Source organism: Streptomyces sp. NPDC058751 (assembly GCF_042746485.1).
Classification (GTDB): Bacteria; Actinomycetota; Actinomycetes; order Streptomycetales; family Streptomycetaceae; genus Streptomyces.
The window spans coordinates 246,616-265,657 of record NZ_JBHYPZ010000003.1 but is presented as its reverse complement, the minus strand read 5'-3'; the positions used below and the strand labels follow the sequence as shown (position 1 = coordinate 265,657).

Below are 19,042 nucleotides of genomic sequence, written 5' to 3'. Positions count from 1 at the left end.
CAGTTCTCCGAACGCGGGCAGTGTCGGCATAGTCCCTGGTAGTTACGGAGAGTAGAGGAACTATGTCCCTGAGTGACGAGACTGGTGTATCGTCCGGACAGGGGCTGCGCCGCGCACCGCTCGGCGCCGGGGACGGACATGGAGACTGCGAGGGGGGCGACGGGCGATGCACGGCCTATGTACCAACGATCCGACGCGGCGGGGCCGCCGACGACGACCCTGGCGCGCGACCACGCACAGCCGCGGTCACGGCGGCCATCACCACCGCAGGAACCAGACCCGCCGGAGGCACGGGCACTCGGCGCACCGGGACCGGCAGGACCCCGGGGCACGGACCGGGTGGGCCCGGTGAGCTCCCCAGGAGCGCTGCTGACCCGTCGGACGGTGTCCGACGGAGGGACGGGCCTGCTTTCGCAACTCGTGCTGGCCCTGGTGTGCGCGGCCTACGCCGTCGGTTCCGCGCTCGGCTGGGGCTCCACGAGCCTCGCGCTGGTCATGGGCGACTTCGGGCTGAGCGTCGCCGCGGGCGCCGCGGCGGTCTCCTGCTTCCTCTACGCCCGCAGCCGCCGCAGCCGCTTCCGGCCCGCGTGGCTGCTGTTCGCGCTCTCCTCGGCGATGGCCTCGCTCGGGAACCTGGTCTGGGGATGGTACGAGGTCGTCCTCGACCGTCCCGTGCCCACCCCGAGCTACGCCGACCTGTTCTTCCTCTGCTTCGCGCCGCCCGCCATCGTGGGACTGCTGGTGCTCGCCAAGCGGCCCGTCACCAGAGCGGGCTGGGTGTGCCTCGCGCTGGACGCCTGGCTGATCGGCGGATCGCTGCTCACCCTGTCCTGGAGTCTGGCGCTCGCCCAGGCCGCGCAGTTCGACGGGCCGAGCGTCGCGCACACCGCGCTGTCGCTCGCGTACCCGCTGCTGGACATCGCCCTGGTCAGCATGGTGCTGGCACTGCACTTCAGGCGCTCGTCGGTGAACAGGTCGGCGGTGAACACGGCGATCGGGGCGCTCGCCCTGACCGTGATGTGCGACGCGCTGTTCACCTCGCCCCTCCTGCACGACAGCTACCACTCGGGCCAGCTCCTCGACGCGGGCTGGTTCGCCGGATCGCTGCTCCTCGCGTACGCCCCCTGGGTCGTCACCCGGCACGGGAACGAGACCGAGGAGCACGGCACCGAGGAGCACGGCACCGAGGAGCACGGCGTCGACGAGCACGGCATCGACGCGTACGGACCGGAACCGCGCGGCCCGGAGGTGCGGGGACCGGAGGCGCGCGGGCCGGACGAGCAGGGATCGGAGGAGCACGCGCGCGTGGCGCACGAGGGCATCCCCGGGCAGCGCCGGGAAGGGCAGTACGGTCCCCCGGGAAGCCACGTGTCACCCGGACCCCAGGAGACCCGTCCGCCGTACGGACCGGGAGCCCCGCAGGAGGGGCCAGGGTCCCACGAGGACCAGGGGCCGCACGAGGAGCCGGACCCTCCCCGCGGACCGCGGCAGGGCGCGCCCGCGCCCGCGAACCCCCAGGGCCCCGGACCGGGCCGCTCCGCCGCGGCGCGTCCGATCACCGGGTCGCTGGCCGCGCTGACGCCCTATCTGGCCGCCGCCGTCTGCACGCTGGGGATCCTCTACAACATCCTGAACGGACGCAGGGTGGACCGCGTGGTGCTCGTCACCGCCGGTCTCGTCGTGCTCGCCCTCGTGGTGCGCCAGGGCATCATGCTGCTCGACAACATCACCCTCACCCAGGAGCTGGCCCAGAAGGAGAACCACTTCCGCTCGCTGGTGCAGGGTTCGAGCGACGTCATCATGATCGCCGCGCCGAACGGCATCCTGAGATACGTCAGCCCGGCCGCCGCCGGGGTCTACGGCCGTGACGCCGAGGACCTGGTCGGCTCCGAGCTCGCCTCGCTCATCCACCCCGAGGACCTCGGCTGCGTGGTCCACGAGGTGCGGCGGTTCCTCGCGGCCAGCCACGCCGAGGAACCCACCACCCGGATCGAGTGCCGGTTCCGCTCCGGTGGCGGTGGCTGGCTCAACGTGGAGTCCACCGTCAACCGGCACCACGGCGGTCTCATCTTCAACAGCCGTGACGTCACCGAACGCGTACGGCTCCAGGCGCAGCTGCAGCACAACGCCGAGCACGACCCGCTCACCGACCTGCCCAACCGCGCGCTGTTCACCCGGCGCGTCCAGCAGGCCCTGTCCGGGCGCCGCTCCAGCGACCGGGGCACCGCCGTCCTGTTCATCGACCTCGACGGCTTCAAGGCCGTCAACGACACCATCGGGCACCAGGCCGGCGACGAACTGCTCGTCCAGGCCGCCCGCAGGCTCCAGGACTCCGTCCGGCACGGCGACACCGCCGCCCGGCTCGGCGGGGACGAGTTCGCGGCCCTCATCGTCGGTGACGGAGGCCGTGACCGCTCCGCCCGCGAGCAGCAGGTGCGGGAACTCGCCGACCGCCTGCGGATCAGGCTCTCCCAGCCCTACTGCATCGACGGCAACGATGTCCGGGTCGCCGCGTCCATCGGCGTCGGCTTCGCCGAACCGGGTCTGGGCGCCGGCGAGCTGCTGCGCAACGCCGACCTCGCCATGTACCGCGCGAAGGCGGCCGGAAAGGGCCGCGTCGAGCTGTACGTGCCCCAGATGCAGCAGGACGTGGTCCGCAGGGCGGAGCTGGCGACCCGGTTGCGCTCCGCGCTGCAGGACGGTGAGTTCGCCCTGCTGCACCAGCCCGTGGTGTCGCTGGAGAACGGCCGGATCGCGTCGGTCACCGCACAGGCGCGCTGGCGTTCCTCCCAAGGAGTGCTCTTCACGCCGGCCGAGTTCCTGAGGGTCGCCGAGGACAGCGAGAAGACCGCCGAACTCGGCCGCTGGATGCTTGACGAGGCCGTCGCGCAGGCCGCCGAGCGCACCGCCGCCGGGGTCGCCGTGCCGGTCACGGTCCGGATGACCGCCCGGCGCCTGGTGGACCGCTCGATGCCGCTGGGTTCCGTGGAGTCCCTGCTCACCCGGCACGGGCTCGCCTCCGGCGGCCTGATCGTCGAGCTGTCCGACACCGATCCGAGGGTCCCCCTGGACGAGCTGGAGCGCCGGCTCAACGCGCTCAGGCGTCTCGGCGTGCGGATCGCCCTGGACGGCTTCGGCAGCGGGTACGCGGCGATCACGGCACTGAGACGGCTCCCCCTCGACGTCCTGCGCCTCGACCGGAGCCTGGTCGAAGGGGTCGTCGAGTCCGCCCGGCTGCACAAGATCACCAGCGGGCTGCTGCGGATCGCCGCGGATCTGGGACTCCAGTCCGTGGCCGACGGGGTGGACCTCCCGGAGCAGGTCGTCGCCCTGCGCGCGATGGGCTGCACCCATGGGCAGGGCATGGCGTTCTCCGGGCCGCTGGACGAGTACCGGCTGCGCCGAGCGCTCTCTTCCGGCCACTATCCGGTGCCGAGCGGCCCTGTCGAGCCGGTGTTCGCGGGCGGAGGGGGCGCGGGGGTGTATACGAGTGGAGTGCCCGTCGTCCTGGGGGGCGGAACCGCCCTCCGCTCACATAATGAGACTCCCGTCCCACCCACTTGACAGTCGGTGCGTGCCGGGGGGAGGGTCAATGCCATGCGCACCCGAATTCTCGTACTTGGAAAGCGCGTCGGCTGAAGCTAGGTGGCCTCCGGAAAGGTCCGGAACACCCAGCGACCGCACCCGGCGCGCTCCCCTCGCTTGCCTCCCGGCACGAGGGGTTTTTTGTTGCACAGGCATCAGTCGTACACCGCACAAAAGTCGCAAAAACCCTCAGCATCGAGAAGAGAATGCCGATGACCGAGCAGGCCACCGGGGCCCACCATCCGCAGCCGCGGCCCCGTTCCGGAGGACAGCAGTCCGCCCCCGAGCACGTCACGGGTGCGCAGTCCCTCATCCGCTCGCTCGAGGAGGTCGGGGCCGAGACCGTATTCGGCATTCCCGGCGGTGCGATCCTTCCGGCGTACGACCCGCTGATGGACTCCACCCGGGTGCGTCACGTCCTGGTCCGGCACGAGCAGGGCGCCGGCCACGCGGCCACCGGCTACGCGCAGGCCACCGGCAAGGTCGGCGTCTGCATGGCGACCAGCGGTCCCGGCGCGACCAACCTGGTCACCCCGATCGCCGACGCGCACATGGACTCGGTGCCGCTCGTGGCGATCACCGGGCAGGTCGCCTCCAAGGCGATCGGCACGGACGCCTTCCAGGAGGCGGACATCGTCGGCATCACGATGCCGGTCACCAAGCACAACTTCCTGGTCACCAGGGCCGAGGACATCCCGCGGACGATCGCGGAGGCCTTCCACATCGCCTCCACCGGCCGGCCCGGCCCGGTCCTCGTCGACATCGCCAAGGACGCCCTCCAGGCCCGGACCACCTTCCAGTGGCCGCCCGCCCAGGACCTGCCCGGCTACCGTCCGGTGACCAAGCCCCACGCCAAGCAGATCCGCGAGGCCGCCAAACTGCTCAGCCAGGCGAAGCGGCCCGTGCTGTACGTCGGCGGCGGCGTCCTCAAGGCCCGCGCCACCGCCGAGCTGAAGGTCCTCGCGGAGCTCACCGGAGCGCCCGTCACCACCACCCTGATGGCGCTCGGCGCGTTCCCCGACAGCCACCCGCTGCACGTGGGCATGCCGGGCATGCACGGTTCGGTCACCGCCGTCACCGCGCTGCAGAAGGCCGACCTGATCGTCGCCCTCGGCGCCCGCTTCGACGACCGCGTCACCGGCAAGCTGGACAGCTTCGCCCCCTTCGCCAAGATCGTCCACGCCGACATCGACCCGGCCGAGATCGGCAAGAACCGCGCCGCCGACGTGCCGATCGTCGGAGACGCCCGCGAGGTCATCGCCGACCTGGTCCAGGCGGTCCAGAAGGAGCACGCCGAGGGGAACACCGGCGACTACACCGCCTGGTGGAGCGACCTCAACCGCTGGCGCGAGACCTACCCGCTCGGCTACGAGCAGCCCGACAACGGCCAGCTCTCGCCGCAGCAGGTCATCGAGCGCATCGGCCAGCTCGCCCCGGAGGGCACGATCTTCGCGGCCGGCGTCGGCCAGCACCAGATGTGGGCCGCGCACTACATCCAGTACGAGCAGCCCTCCACCTGGCTGAACTCCGGCGGCGCCGGAACGATGGGCTACGCGGTCCCGGCCGCGATGGGCGCCAAGGCCGGACAGCCGGACCGCACGGTCTGGGCGGTCGACGGCGACGGCTGCTTCCAGATGACCAACCAGGAACTCACCACCTGCGCCCTGAACAACATCCCGATCAAGGTCGCCATCATCAACAACGGCGCCCTCGGGATGGTCCGCCAGTGGCAGACCCTCTTCTACAACCAGCGCTACTCCAACACCGTGCTGCACAGCGGCCCGGACGCGGACGGCAAGCAGCCGAGCGCCGGCACCCGCGTCCCCGACTTCGTCAAGCTGTCGGAGGCGATGGGCTGCCACGCCATCCGCTGCGAGTCCCCGGACGAGCTCGACAAGGTGATCGAGGAGGCGAACTCGATCAACGACCGCCCGGTCGTGGTCGACTTCATCGTCCACGAGGACGCGATGGTGTGGCCGATGGTCGCCGCCGGCACCTCCAACGACGAGGTCATGTTCGCCCGGGACGTCCGCCCCGACTTCGGCGACAACGAAGACGACTGAGAGAGAGCCGAGTCAGACCCATGAGCAAGCACACCCTCTCCGTCCTCGTCGAGAACAAGCCCGGTGTCCTCGCCCGGATCACCGCCCTGTTCTCCCGGCGCGGCTTCAACATCGACTCCCTCGCCGTCGGTGTCACCGAGCACCCCGAGATCTCCCGCATCACCATCGTGGTGAACGTGATCGAGGAACTCCCGCTCGAACAGGTCACCAAGCAGCTCAACAAGCTCGTCAACGTCCTGAAGATCGTCGAGCTGGAGCCCGGTTCGGCCGTTCAGCGGGAACTCGTTCTGGTGAAGGTGCGCGCCGACAACGAGACGCGCTCCCAGATCGTCGAGATCGTTCAGCTGTTCCGTGCCAAGACCGTCGACGTCTCCCCGGAGGCCGTCACCATCGAGGCCACCGGCGGCGCCGACAAGCTGGAGGCCATGCTCAAGATGCTGGAGCCGTTCGGCATCAAGGAGCTCGTCCAGTCCGGCACGATCGCGATCGGACGCGGGGCGCGTTCGATCACCGACCGGTCGCTGCGCGCGCTGGACCGGTCGGCCTAGGCCGTAGGACACCGGTCGTACGGGCGGACCGTCCATCCGGTCCGCCCGTATGCCGAGACCCGAGAACTTCACTTCCCCCGCCCGCCGTACGGTGGGACGCAACACCGGAAATACCGGAAAACAAGGAGAACCCCAGTGGCCGAGCTGTTCTACGACGACGACGCAGACCTGTCCATCATCCAGGGCCGCAAGGTCGCGGTCATCGGCTACGGCAGCCAGGGCCACGCCCACGCGCTGTCCCTGCGCGACTCGGGCGTCGACGTCCGAGTCGGTCTGCACGAGGGCTCCAAGTCCAAGGCGAAGGCCGAGGAGCAGGGCCTGCGCGTGGTGACCCCGTCCGAGGCCGCCGCCGAGGCCGACGTCATCATGATCCTGGTCCCGGACCCGATCCAGGCCCAGGTCTACGAGGAGTCCATCAAGGACAACCTGAAGGACGGCGACGCGCTGTTCTTCGGCCACGGCCTGAACATCCGCTTCGGCTTCATCAAGCCCCCGGCCGGCATCGACGTCTGCATGGTCGCCCCCAAGGGCCCGGGTCACCTCGTGCGCCGCCAGTACGAGGAGGGCCGCGGCGTCCCCTGCATCGCGGCCGTCGAGCAGGACGCGACCGGCGACGCCTTCAAGCTCGCCCTCTCGTACGCCAAGGGCATCGGCGGCACCCGCGCCGGCGTCATCAAGACGACCTTCACCGAGGAGACCGAGACCGACCTGTTCGGTGAGCAGGCCGTCCTCTGCGGTGGCACCGCCGCCCTGGTCAAGGCCGGCTTCGAGACGCTGACCGAGGCCGGCTACCAGCCGGAGATCGCGTACTTCGAGTGCCTCCACGAGCTGAAGCTCATCGTCGACCTCATGTACGAGGGCGGCCTGGAGAAGATGCGCTGGTCCGTCTCCGAGACCGCCGAGTGGGGCGACTACGTCACCGGCCCGCGCATCATCACGGACGCCACCAAGGCCGAGATGAAGAAGGTCCTCGCCGAGATCCAGGACGGCACGTTCGCCCGCAACTGGATGGACGAGTACCACTCGGGTCTGAAGAAGTACAACGAGTACAAGACCCAGGACGAGAACCACCTCCTGGAGACCACCGGCAAGGAGCTGCGCAAGCTCATGTCGTGGGTCAACGACGACGAGGCGTGAGCCTGACGACGGGGGCCGGAGCGGTATGCTCCGGCCCTTCGTCGAACCCCGGGTAATGCCCGGGGACACGGTGTTGGACATCCCGTCCAGCCACGGACGGGTGATCCTTCCGCGGAGGCGCAGGACGACCCCCGCGACGCCACTACACTGCACAGCAACAACGCGTCAGGCCCACAGCGTCGTGCGTCTTCCACGCGGCTCGAGCGACCCCCCAAGAAGTGCAGGCACACCCCGGGGCCGCTGCAAACCCTCCACCGCCTGCGGCCGTCGGGACGGCCGTCCGCATTGGACTTGTGAGGACTCACGTGAGCTCGAAACCTGTCGTACTCATCGCTGAAGAGCTGTCGCCCGCGACCGTCGACGCCCTGGGCCCGGACTTCGAGATCCGGCACTGCAACGGCGCGGACCGTGCCGAGCTGCTGCCCGCCATCGCCGACGTCGACGCCATCCTGATCCGCTCGGCCACCAAGGTCGACGCCGAGGCCGTCGCCGCCGCCAAGAAGCTGAAGGTCGTCGCACGAGCCGGCGTCGGCCTGGACAACGTCGACGTCTCCGCCGCCACCAAGGCCGGCGTGATGGTCGTCAACGCCCCCACCTCGAACATCGTGACCGCCGCCGAGCTGGCCTGCGGTCTCCTCCTCGCCACCGCGCGCCACATCCCGCAGGCCAACACGGCGCTGAAGAACGGCGAGTGGAAGCGCAGCAAGTACACCGGTGTCGAGCTCGCCGAGAAGACCCTCGGTGTCGTCGGCCTCGGCCGCATCGGCGCTCTCGTCGCGCAGCGCATGTCGGCGTTCGGCATGAAGGTCGTCGCCTACGACCCCTACATCCAGCCCGCGCGGGCCGCGCAGATGGGCGTCAAGGTCCTCACCCTCGACGAGCTGCTCGAGGTCTCGGACTTCATCACCGTGCACCTGCCGAAGACCCCCGAGACCCTCGGTCTCATCGGCGACGAGGCCCTGCACAAGGTCAAGCCGACCGTGCGCCTCGTCAACGCCGCGCGCGGCGGGATCGTCGACGAGGCGGCGCTGTACTCGGCGCTCAAGGAGGGCCGCGTCGCCGGCGCCGGCCTCGACGTGTACGCGAAGGAGCCCTGCACGGACTCCCCGCTGTTCGAGCTCGACGAGGTCGTCTGCACCCCGCACCTCGGCGCCTCCACGGACGAGGCCCAGGAGAAGGCCGGCATCGCCGTCGCCCGCTCGGTGCGCCTCGCCCTCGCCGGTGAGCTCGTCCCGGACGCGGTCAACGTCCAGGGCGGCGTCATCGCCGAGGACGTCAAGCCCGGTCTGCCGCTCGCCGAGAAGCTCGGCCGCATCTTCACCGCCCTCGCGGGCGAGGTCGCGGTCCGCCTCGACGTCGAGGTGTACGGCGAGATCACCCAGCACGACGTCAAGGTGCTCGAACTCTCCGCGCTCAAGGGCGTGTTCGAGGACGTCGTCGACGAGACCGTGTCGTACGTCAACGCCCCGCTGTTCGCCCAGGAGCGCGGTGTCGAGGTCCGTCTGACCACGAGCTCGGAGTCCCCCGACCACCGCAACGTGGTCACCGTGCGCGGCACGCTCGGCGACGGCCAGGAGATCGCGGTCTCCGGCACGCTGGCCGGCCCGAAGCACCTGCAGAAGATCGTCGCCGTCGGCGAGTACGACGTGGACCTCGCGCTCGCCGACCACATGCTCGTCCTGAGCTACGAGGACCGTCCCGGTGTCGTCGGCACCGTCGGCCGCATCCTCGGCGAGTCCGGCCTCAACATCGCCGGCATGCAGGTCGCCCGCGCGGACGCCGGCGGCGAGGCCCTCGCGGTCCTCACCGTCGACGACACCGTGCCGCAGAGCGTCCTCACCGAGCTCTCCGCGGAGATCGGCGCGACGTCGGTCCGCTCGGTCAACCTGGTCTGAGCCGCACCACGACGGCTTCCCGTACGACGGCCCGGGGCCGGGACACCAGCCGGTGTCCCGGCCCCGGGCCGTTTCGTACGGTCACGCGGACGGGGTCGTCTCCGGCTCGATCAGCCCCTCGCGGTAGGCGATCGCCACGGCCTCGGTGCGGCTCGCGGCCCCCAGCTTGGCGAGGATGTTGGAGACGTGGACGCTCGCCGTCTTGCCGCTGATGAACAGCTCCTCGCCGATCTGCCGGTTGGTGCGCCCGTGGCCGAGCAGCCGCAGCACGTCGCTCTCCCGGGCGGTCAGCGCGGCGACCCGCTCCCCGGCGGCCGGTGGACCGCCGAGGTTGCCGCGCCGCACGAGCGACTCCAGGGCCTCGCGCAGCGGCACCGCGCCGAGCCGTACGGCGGTGTCGTGGGCGGCACGGGCCTGCTCACCCGCCTCGTCGCGGCGGCCGGCCGCGAGAAGGGCCTCCGCGAGCCGCCGTCTGCTCCTGGCCAGCTCGTACGGATCGCCGTAGCCGAACGCCGCGACGGCCCGCTCCCAGGCCGCCACGTCCGGACCGGTGCGGGCGCGCAGCCCCTCCGCCTCGGCACGGGCGAACCAGGCCAGTCCCTCGGGCCCCTGCGGGGTGCCGTCCTCGCCCAGGGCGGCCGGGCCCCGGGCGAGCTCCACCAGTTCGGCCGCGGTCCGGGCCCAGCGGTCGGCGCCCGCAGGATCGCCGGACAGCCGGGCCTCCTCGGCCGCGTCCGCGACCGCCGACAGCGCGAGCGCGGCGAGCCGCACCACGACGTCGGGCCGGTCGGAGCCGGAGGCCTCGGTGAGCGTCTCGACCGCGGTGCGCAGCCGTCGCACGGAGCCCTCGGCGTCGCCGTCGAGTGCGGCCGCGTCGGTCAGCACGATGCTCGCGACGAGCGCCGACATCCAGTCGAAGGGCGGGTCGAGCAGGGCACGGGCTCCGGCGACGGCCGCCTCGCGCTCTCCGCGGGCGAGGGCGACGTACAGGGCGGGGCCCGTCGCGATCCGGGACGCCACCGGCAGCAGTCCGGCGTCCTCGGCGGCCGCCCGGGCGCACTCGTCCCAGCGGCCCAGCGCGTACAGCACCAGGGACTGGAGGTAGCGGAGCTCCAGGGCGTACGGCGAGGAGAGGAGGCCGGTGCGGCGGGCGCGGTCCACGCCGTCACCGAGCCAGCTCAGGCACTCCTCCAGGTCGCCGGATTCGTAGGCCCCGATGGCCAGGTTGAACAGCGCCCGCATCTCCACCGGGAAGTTCCCGGCGCCGTGGGCCAGTTCACGGGCCCGGCGCAGGTGCTCGCGGCCCTTCGGGGTGCGCCGGCTGTCCGCTTCCATGCCGATCAGGGAGATCGTCAGGTCGGCCTGGGCGTCGGCCAGCCGGAGCCGTTCGGCGGTGGCGAGCGCCTGTCGCGCGACCCGCTCGGCGTCCTCGTCGCGTCCCACGTAGCGGGCCGCCCTGACATGGGTCGCCGCCGCCCACACCCAGGTGTACGAGGGCGGCTCGGCGGGGATCATCGCGAGCGCCTCGCTGCTGTACGCGAACGCGTCCTTCAGGCTGTCGATCCGCATCAGGTTGCCCGCGAGGGTGTACCGGACCCGGGCGGCGAGCTCGGAGTCGGCGTCCGAGCCGGCCCTGGCGAGCGCGTCGCGGGTGAGGTGGACCGCGCGATGGCTCTCCCCGGCGCGGGCGGCGGCCGCCGAGGCGCGCAGGGTGAGGGCGACCGTGCCGCCGTCGGGGCGGGCGCCGGCGTCCACCGTGGGCCACAGTTCGAGCGCGGTCTCCAGATGGCGCAGCTCCTCGGCGGGCGCGCCGACGCACTGGGCGTGATCGGCGGCTTCGAGGGAGGCGGTGAGCGCGTCGGCCAGGTCGTGGCTCTCGCGCGAGTGGTGGGCGCGCTCCGCCGCGTTCTTCGCCGAACGCGCGGGTCCGGCGAGGAGTCCGGCGAACCGGCCGTGCAGCCGGACCCGTTCACCGGGCAGCAGGTCCGCGTACACGGCCTCGCGGGTGAGCGCGTGGCGGAACGAGTACGTCGCGTCGTCCCCGGGCACCAGAAGCTGGTGGCCGACGGCCTCGCGCAGCGCCGACTCCAGCTCCTCCTCCGGGAGTTGTACGGCCTCACGCAGCAGTTCGTGCTCGACGCGGCGCCCCGCGACGGCCGCCGTGCGCAGCACCTGCTGGGCGGTGCCGGAGAGTTGCTCGATGCGGATGAGGAGGACGTCGGCCAGTCCGCCGGGCATGGCGGGGGAGACGGGCGCGTCGTCGGCGGGCAGCGCGGCGAGCAGTTCCTCGGCGTAGAAGGCGTTGCCCTCGGCGCGCTCGACGATGCCGTGGACCGTGCTGTCGGGGACCGGGCCGGTGCGCAGCGCGCGCACGAGCCGGGCCACGTCGGCGTCGGCCATGGGCCGCAGCTCCAGGCGGTCGACGGCGGGCAGCCGGATCAGCTCGGCGAGCAGGGGGCGCAGCGGGTGGCGGCGGTGCAGGTCGTCCGCGCGGTACGAGGCGAAGACCGCGAGGCGACGGGCGGGGCCCGCGGTGGCGGCCCCCTGGAGCATGCCCCGGCTGAACAGGAAGCGCAGCAGGTCGCGGGAGGACTGGTCCGCCCAGTGGAGGTCCTCGATGACCAGCAGGAGCGGGGTGATGCCGGCCAGGTCGGCGAGGAGGCCCGCGACGGCCTCGAAGAGCCGGAGCCGGTCGCCCGGGTCGGACGCGCCGCCGGGTCCCGGACCGGAGCCGGTCAGCCGGTCGACGGCCGGGTGGGCCGCGAACGCCGGGGCGAGACGGTCGTCGGCGGCCGCCGCGCCCAGGATCTCCGTGAACGGGAGGTACGGCAGGCCCACGTCGCCGAGGTCCACGCAGTGGCCGGTCAGGACGGTCGTCCCGGAGGCGGCGGCGAGTGCCGCGGCCTCCGTCAGCGTGCGGGTCTTGCCGACACCGGCGTCCCCGGCCACCAGGACCGCGCGCGGCTCGCCGCCCCTCGCGCGCTCCAGCACGCCGGTGAGCCGGGCGAGTTCGTCTCCCCGGCCGATGAACGGCGTACCGGATGTCTGTGTCACAGGCCCATCCTGGCACGCCCCGCCGACAACTCCCCGGCTCGGTGGTCCTGATCGGGAGCCGGTCCGGGCACCGGCCGTACGAAGGGCGTCCCCGGTGCCGGTGCCGGTGCCGATGCCGATGCCGGTGCCGGGCGGGCCGGATTCTCCGGTCCGCCCGGCGGGGGCGTTCGTGGTGGCCGTCGTCCGCCCGGCGGGCGGTAAGGGCGTGCTCGCCCCGGTGGTCGGGGCGAGGCGGTGTCAGCCGTTCGCCCGCTCGGGAGCCGCCGTCTCCAGCGGCTCGCCGGTCCCGGCGTCGAGGAGGGCGCGGTCCTCGCGCACCGTCGCCTTGCGCAGGCTCACCGAGGCGAGGACCGCGGCGCCCAGCAGCAGGACCGCACCGGCGACGGCCGCCGCCTGCATGCCGTGGGTGAACGCCTCCCGCGCGGCGGCCGCCAGTGCCTCTCCGGTGTCGCCCGGCAGCTGCCCGGCCGCGGCCAGCGCGCCGCCCAGCGTCTCGTGCGCCGCGGCCGGGACGCCGGCCGGGATGTCGTGGCGGTAGACGGCCGTGCCGATGGAGCCCAGGACCGCCATGCCGAGGGCGCCGCCGAGCTCGGCCCCGGTCTCCAGCAGGGAGGCGGCGGCGCCCGCGTTGCCGACGGGCACGGTGCTAAGGGCCAGGTCCATCATCTGCGACATCACGGTGACGATCCCGGAGGCGAGGACGCCCGCGCCGGCCAGCACGAGCCACAGGGAGTCGGTGCCGGCGAAGGCCAGCAGGCCGTAGCCGCAGGCGGCGATGACGAATCCGCCGGAGACGACGTGGGCGCGGTGGACGCCCTTGTGCACGAGCTGCGCGGCGACCGGCGCGGCCACACCCACCAGGACGGTCGGAAGCAGGGACCACAGGGCGGCCGCCATGGAGCTCTTGCCGAGCACCGACTGGAGGTACTGGGTGGTGAAGAACGCCGAGCCCATCATGCCGAAGGACGAGACCAGGTTGAGGACGACGGCGGGTGCGAAGCCGCGGCCGCGGAACAGGGCGGGGGAGATCAGCGGGGACTTCGCGGTGCGCTGGCGGTGGACGAACAGGGCGGTGAAGACCAGGCCGACGAGGACCGAGACGACGTACTCGGTCCTCCAGCCCTCGGACGGGATCTCCTTGACGCCGTAGATCACCGGCAGGACGGCGGCCATCGACAGCGGCACGCTCACCAGGTCGAAGCGGCCCGGCTCCGGGTTCCTGGACTCGGGCAGCAGGAACGGGCCGAGGACCAGCAGCAGCGCCATCGCGGGCAGGTTGACCAGGAAGACCGAGCCCCACCAGAAGTACTCGACGAGGACACCGCTCATCACCGAACCGAGGGCGACGCCGCCGGTCATGACGCCGGACCACAGGCCGACCGCCTTCACGCGCTGTCCGGGGTCCGTGAACATCGTCCGGATGATCGCCATGGTCGACGGCATCAGGGTCGCGCCGCCCACGCCGAGGAGCGCGCGGGCCGCGATCAGCGTCTCGGGGCTGTTCGCGTAGGCGGCCAGCGCCGATGCGGTGCCGAACGCGGCGGCGCCGAGCAGGAGCAGCTTGCGGCGCCCGATGCGGTCGCCGAGGGAGCCCATCGTCATCAGCAGGCCGGCGAGCACGAACGCGTAGATGTCGAAGATCCACAGCTGCTGGGTGCCGCTCGGCTCCAGGTCCGCGCTGATCGAAGGGATCGCGAAGTAGAGGACGGAGACGTCCATCGAGACCAGGAGCAGCGGAAGCATCAGGACGCCGAGGGCGGTCCATTCACGGCGGCCGGCCAGGGCGCCGGAGGCGGGGGGCGTGCTCGTCGGGTTCGTCATGGCAGGGACTGTACGCACGTCTTAAACGCTTGTCTAGTACGCGCGTATAGGACGAGCGTTTTATACGTTCGTGCTTGACGTTCGTATGGGACGGTTGTCTAGATCGGGGGTACGCTGACCGGCATGGGACACCGTGAGGATCTGCTCGAAGGCGCCAAGCGCTGCCTGCTGGAGAAGGGCTTCGCGCGCACCACGGCGCGCGACATCGTCAAGGAGTCGGGGACGAACCTGGCGTCCATCGGCTACCACTACGGCTCGAAGGACGCGCTGCTCGCCGCGGCGTACGTGGAACTCATCTCGGACGTCGGCGACACGTTCGGCGCGTTCGCGATGACCGACACCGCGAGCGCGCCCGGCTCCCTGGAGCGCTTCCAGGAGGCATGGGAGAGCGTCACCCGGTCCTTCGTCGAGGACCGGTCCGTCTGGATGCTCACCTTCGAGGTGATCATCAACTCCGACCGGCTTCCGACGGTCCGCGAACACCTGGCGAAGGCCTCGGACGAGGGCCGCCGCGGGATCGTCCCGATGCTTGCCGGCGGCTCGGAGGCCGACGTCGACGACGCCATGATGCGTTCGCTCGGCGGCTTCTACCAGGTCCTGCTCAACGGGCTCTGTGTGCAGTGGCTCTTCGACCCGCAGTCGGCGACCGACGCGAAGGAGCTGACCGAGGGGCTGCGGCGGGTGATCGAAGGGGTGCGCGAGGCGGGGTGAGCGGGGGAAGACCTTCGCGGGAGGACCGCCGTCGCCCGTCGCCGGGTGACAGCCCCCGTTCCCGGCCGGCCGGGTGACCGCTCTCGCTCATTCCCGGGGAACCGGGGCCTGCAGGTCGCGGAGGGCCGGGACCAGCGCCACGAGCATCAGCGCGCCCGTGACGGCGAAGGCCGACGCGTACCCCGCCGGTGCCGCCAGGACGCCGAAGCCGAGGGCGCCGACGCCCATGCCGCCGTCGTAGGCGAGGTTCCACAGCGCGCTGACCGTGCCGTAGCCGGAGGCGGGGACCCGTGCGTACATCAGGCTCAGGGTCGCGTTCTGGGCGATGCCGAAACCGGCTCCGAGAACGGCCACCCCGGTCAGGACCGCGACCGCGCTCCCGGTGAACGCGGTGATCAGCATGCCGGCGGCCGACAGGAGCAGACCCGGCACCACGAGCCCCGCCGGTCCGCGCCGGTCGCCGTACCGGCCCGCCGCCCACCGGGCCGCGGTCGACGCGGCGGGCTGCGCGAAGAGGGCCGCCGCGACGACCCCGGAGACAGCGGCGGGTACCGCCAGCGGCAGGAAGGTGACGACGACGCCGGTCGCCAGGGCCGTGGTCGCGAAGACGGCGGCGGGCCGGGCCAGATCACCGGTGCGCAGCGCCGCCACCATCCCCACGGGCTCTTCCGGCGCACGCTCCCGGCCGGGCAGCGCCGGCACCGACGCCACGGCGGCGAGCGCGGCCACCCCCGCGGCGAGGGCGACCGGGGTGAAACCCACGTGCCCGGCCAGCCACACGCCGAGCGGCAGGGCGATCAGGGACGGCACGCCCGAGACCACGCCCACCAGCGCCAGCCCCTCGCCCCGCCGCTCGGCCGGGATCAGCGAGGCGGTCAGCGCCCCGCCGGCCACCAGTGTGAGAGCGAAGCCGAGGCCACGGACCAGGCAGACCAGCACGATCCACGCCAGGGAGTGCGACAGGGTCAGGACGAGCGCCGGAGCCCCGAGCAGCGAGAGGCCGACGGCCAGCACGACCCGGTGCCCGTAGCGCGTCACCAGGCGGGGGGCGGCCAGTTCACCGAGCACGGTGGCCAGCATCAGCGCACCGGTGGCCGGGCCGGCCCCCGACGCCGTGGCGTAGGCGGGGACGACCGACAGCAGCAGGAAGAAGCTCACCGACGCCCCGATCATGCTCACGAAGCGGAGCATCAGGGGCCGGGTGAGCAGCGGCGGCCGTCCGGCGGTGGCCGGGTCCGGAACCGCCCCGGCCACCGGAGCGGCAGCCGGGTCCGCCGTGGACGCCGGATCCGCCTCCGGCGTGACGGGCGCGTGGTCCGGGGGCGTGACCGGGTCCGCCGTGGACGCCGGGACCGGCGTCCGTGCGGCCGGCCGGGTGGTCCGTCGTATCGGGGAAGGCGTCATGGGAACGACGCTAGGTTCCGGCCGGACCGCCGATAAGCTCCAGTTCCATGTCTCCGCAGTGGGCCGGTTCGTCCCCCGAGCTGCTGCTGTCCGTCGACCGGGACAGCGGCGAGCAGTTGCACGCCCAGCTCGAGCGGCAGCTGCGCGACGCGATCCGCACGGGCCGGCTCGGTGCCGGAGAGCGGCTCCCCTCCTCCCGCGCACTCGCCCTCGAACTCGGTCTGTCGCGCGGCCTGGTCCAGGACTGCTACGCCCAACTCCAGTCCGAGGGCTACCTGGTGACCCGGGCCGGCTCCGCCACCCGGGTCGCCGCGGGAGCGCACGCGCCGCCCGCGTCCGCCTCCCGGGACCGGGCCGCCCCGCGCCTGATCGCCGATTTCCGGCACGGCGTACCGGACTTGGGCGGTTTCCCGCTCCCCGACTGGCTCTGGGCGACCCGCGAGGCGGCCCGCGCGATGCCGACATCGGATCTCGACTACGGTGATCCGCGCGGGAGTCCGGTACTGCGCGAGGTGGTGGCCGGATACCTGCGCCGGGTGCGGGCGGCCGCTGCCGACCCCGAACGGATCGTCGTCTGCTCCGGCTACGCGCAGGGGCTCGGGCTGACACTGCGCGCCTTGGCGCTCGCCGGTGTGCGGGCGGTGGCGTACGAGGATCCGGGCAGCCCCGCCACCGCGTCGGCCGCCGCCGGGACCGCGGGGCTGAAGGCCGTGCCCGTCCCGGTCGACGAGGACGGCGTCGACGTACGCGCGCTCGACGCGACCGGCGCCCGAGCCGTCATCGTCACCCCGGCCCACCAGTGGCCCACCGGCGTCGTCCTCGCCCCCGAACGCCGGATCGCCCTGATCGAGTGGGCCATGCGGCGGGACGCGTACGTCATCGAGGACGACTACGACGCCGAGTTCCGCTACGACCGGGAGCCGGTGGGCGCCCTCCAGGGGCTGGCCGCGGACCGGGTCGTGTCGATCGGCACCGTCAGCAAGTCGCTCGCCCCGGCGCTGCGCATCGGCTGGATCCTCTGCCCACCCGCGCTCGCCGCCCCGCTGACGGAGGCCAAGCGCGTCGCCGACCGCGGCTCCCCGGCCCTCGACCAGCTCGCCCTGGCCAGGCTGATCGAGTCCGGGCGCCACGACCGCCACCTGCGCCGGATGCGCACGGTCTACGCGGCCCGGCGCGCCGTCCTGGTCGAGGCGCTGGCCACGTACGCTCCCGAGGTCCGGCTCACCGGGCTGGCCGCCGGTTTCCACGCGGTCCTGCACCTGCCGCCGGACACCGACGAGCGTTCCGTCGTCGCCGCGGCCCGGGAACGCTCCGTCGGCCTGTACGGCATGAGCCCGTGCCGCTCGGACGGAGCGACGACGCCGGCCCGTCTGGTCCTCGGCTTCGGTGACGTGGGGGAGCGGGCGATCACCGAGGGCGTGGCAGCCGTCGCCGACCTGCTGACCGGAACGCCCCGCCGGCGGGGCCGCTCCTGAGCCCACCGGACGCCCCGACCGCGGCCGGGGCCGACGGCCTCTAGAGCCGCGCGCCCTTCAGGGCCATGTGCAGCAGCAGCCGGTCCTCGCCGTCGTCCAGGTCGAGTCCGGTGAGCTGCTCCACGCGGGACAGGCGGTAGTACAGCGTCTGGCGGTGGATGCCCAACTCAGCGGCCGTGCGCCCGGCCTGGCCCGCACGGTCGAGGAACACCTCGGCCGTGCGCGCGAGTTCGCGGTGGGCGGTGTCCAACAGGGTGCTCACCGCGGGGTCGTGGGCCGCGTCCGGCGGCAGGGCGGTCAGGAGCCGGAAGGGGCCGATCGCGCCCCACTCGGCGACCGGGCCGAGCCGGGGCTCTGCCAGCACGGCGCGCGCGGCCGCGGCGGCCTCGCGCCACGCGGCACCCAGCTCCCCGAGCCCCTCCCGGGCCGCGGCGACCCCGGCGGCCACCGCACCGCCGGGCGAGCCGGCTCCCGGGCCGCCGGGGGCGGCGCCCTTGCCGCGGGCGCCCGCGGCCTCCCGTACGAACCGGCCGGCCGCCGTCAGCGCCGGAGTCAGGACGTCCGGAGAACGCAGCCGGACCAGCAGGGCCAGGCTCTGGCCGGCGGTGCCCCACGGGACGGTGCACAGGGCGGTCGCCCCCGGCACCGTACGGGCCGAGGGGGCGTCGTCCGGGTCGGCCGAGGGCCACGGCGCCACGCACACCACCGTGTGCAGACCCGCACCGCGCGGGCCGAGCGCGGTGCGCAGCTCCGCCACCGCCATGTCCCGCTGCCAGCCGCGCTCGGCGGTCAGCACCGCACGCAGCTCCCGGGTGAGGTCCGCACCGGCCTGCGCCTCGTCCGCGAGCAGCGCGCCGATGCGGGAGGCCACCTGCATGGCCCCGGCGAGCTGGGCGTCCGTGGGCCCCGGGTCGTCGTCGAGCAGCCAGACGTAGCCGAGGACGACGCCCCGATGGCGTACGGGCAGACAGATCCGCCCCCGGTAGACCCCGGCCTCGGGGGTCGGCGGGATGCGGACGGGGCCGGTCGCGCGGGTGATGCCGAAACCCTCGAACCAGGTGCGGACGGCGGTCGTGGACCGCCGGGTGAGGATCGAGCGGGTGCGCACGGGGTCCAGGGCGGACGGGTCGAGGTCGCCCTCGCTGTCGTACGCGCCGAAGGCGAGCAGCTCGAAATCGCGGTTCTCCAGCGTCGCGGGGACGCCGAGCAGCGCCGAGATCTCGTCGACCAGCTCTTGGTAGTCGCCTCTGTGTTCACCGCTCACCCCGGCATTCTCGCGCATTCCTGTGAACCCTTCATACATATGTCTGAGATCTGGGTCGGGGATGCGTGACAGCTGTCGATGGCCC

General features: G+C 72.8%; 11 protein-coding genes. 7 read left to right on the top strand and 4 right to left on the bottom strand.

Annotated features, from left to right (window positions below):
• Positions 1–348 precede the first annotated feature (348 nt).
• The 5 genes from ACFW6B_RS04925 to serA all read left to right on the top strand — a co-directional run bounded on the left by ACFW6B_RS04925 (position 349) and on the right by serA (position 9,228).
• Positions 349–3,564: an EAL domain-containing protein gene (locus ACFW6B_RS04925; protein WP_386592057.1), complete on the top strand. Its 3,216-nt coding sequence runs from the start codon at positions 349–351 to the stop codon at positions 3,562–3,564.
• A 227-nt stretch (positions 3,565–3,791) separates the two neighbouring features.
• Positions 3,792–5,648, top strand: coding sequence for an acetolactate synthase large subunit (locus ACFW6B_RS04920; protein ID WP_386592055.1), 1,857 nt, complete (start codon positions 3,792–3,794; stop codon positions 5,646–5,648).
• A gap of 20 nt (positions 5,649–5,668) precedes the next feature.
• On the top strand, positions 5,669–6,196 hold the full coding sequence (gene ilvN / locus ACFW6B_RS04915; protein WP_037622651.1) for an acetolactate synthase small subunit: 528 nt from the start codon (positions 5,669–5,671) through the stop codon (positions 6,194–6,196).
• Positions 6,197–6,331: 135 nt separating this feature from the next.
• Complete coding sequence (ilvC, locus tag ACFW6B_RS04910) at positions 6,332–7,333, top strand: ketol-acid reductoisomerase (RefSeq protein ID WP_386592052.1); 1,002 nt, start codon at positions 6,332–6,334, stop codon at positions 7,331–7,333.
• Positions 7,334–7,638: 305 nt separating this feature from the next.
• Positions 7,639–9,228, top strand: coding sequence for a phosphoglycerate dehydrogenase (gene serA, locus ACFW6B_RS04905; protein ID WP_386592050.1), 1,590 nt, complete (start codon positions 7,639–7,641; stop codon positions 9,226–9,228).
• 81 nt (positions 9,229–9,309) lie between these two features.
• On the opposite strand, the gene ACFW6B_RS04900 is transcribed toward serA, so the two are convergent.
• Positions 9,310–12,282 (bottom strand): AAA family ATPase, encoded by a 2,973-nt coding sequence (locus ACFW6B_RS04900; RefSeq protein ID WP_386592048.1) that lies wholly within the window; start codon positions 12,280–12,282, stop codon positions 9,310–9,312.
• A 237-nt stretch (positions 12,283–12,519) separates the two neighbouring features.
• Positions 12,520–14,103, bottom strand: coding sequence for an MFS transporter (locus tag ACFW6B_RS04895; RefSeq protein ID WP_386592046.1), 1,584 nt, complete (start codon positions 14,101–14,103; stop codon positions 12,520–12,522).
• Between the two features lie 123 nt (positions 14,104–14,226).
• Between ACFW6B_RS04895 and ACFW6B_RS04890 the strand changes: the two genes are divergently transcribed.
• The gene (locus tag ACFW6B_RS04890) at positions 14,227–14,814 is read left to right on the top strand and encodes a TetR/AcrR family transcriptional regulator (RefSeq protein ID WP_386592044.1); all 588 of its coding nucleotides are present in this window, start codon (positions 14,227–14,229) and stop codon (positions 14,812–14,814) included.
• Between the two features lie 87 nt (positions 14,815–14,901).
• Here the strand turns inward: ACFW6B_RS04890 and ACFW6B_RS04885 are convergent, their stop codons facing one another.
• On the bottom strand, positions 14,902–16,218 hold the full coding sequence (locus tag ACFW6B_RS04885; protein WP_386592042.1) for an MFS transporter: 1,317 nt from the start codon (positions 16,216–16,218) through the stop codon (positions 14,902–14,904).
• A gap of 47 nt (positions 16,219–16,265) precedes the next feature.
• Between ACFW6B_RS04885 and ACFW6B_RS04880 the strand changes: the two genes are divergently transcribed.
• Complete coding sequence (locus ACFW6B_RS04880) at positions 16,266–17,693, top strand: PLP-dependent aminotransferase family protein (protein ID WP_386592040.1); 1,428 nt, start codon at positions 16,266–16,268, stop codon at positions 17,691–17,693.
• A 40-nt stretch (positions 17,694–17,733) separates the two neighbouring features.
• Here the strand turns inward: ACFW6B_RS04880 and ACFW6B_RS04875 are convergent, their stop codons facing one another.
• Positions 17,734–18,975: a PucR family transcriptional regulator gene (locus ACFW6B_RS04875; protein WP_386592038.1), complete on the bottom strand. Its 1,242-nt coding sequence runs from the start codon at positions 18,973–18,975 to the stop codon at positions 17,734–17,736.
• Between the last annotated feature and the right edge of the window lie 67 nt (positions 18,976–19,042).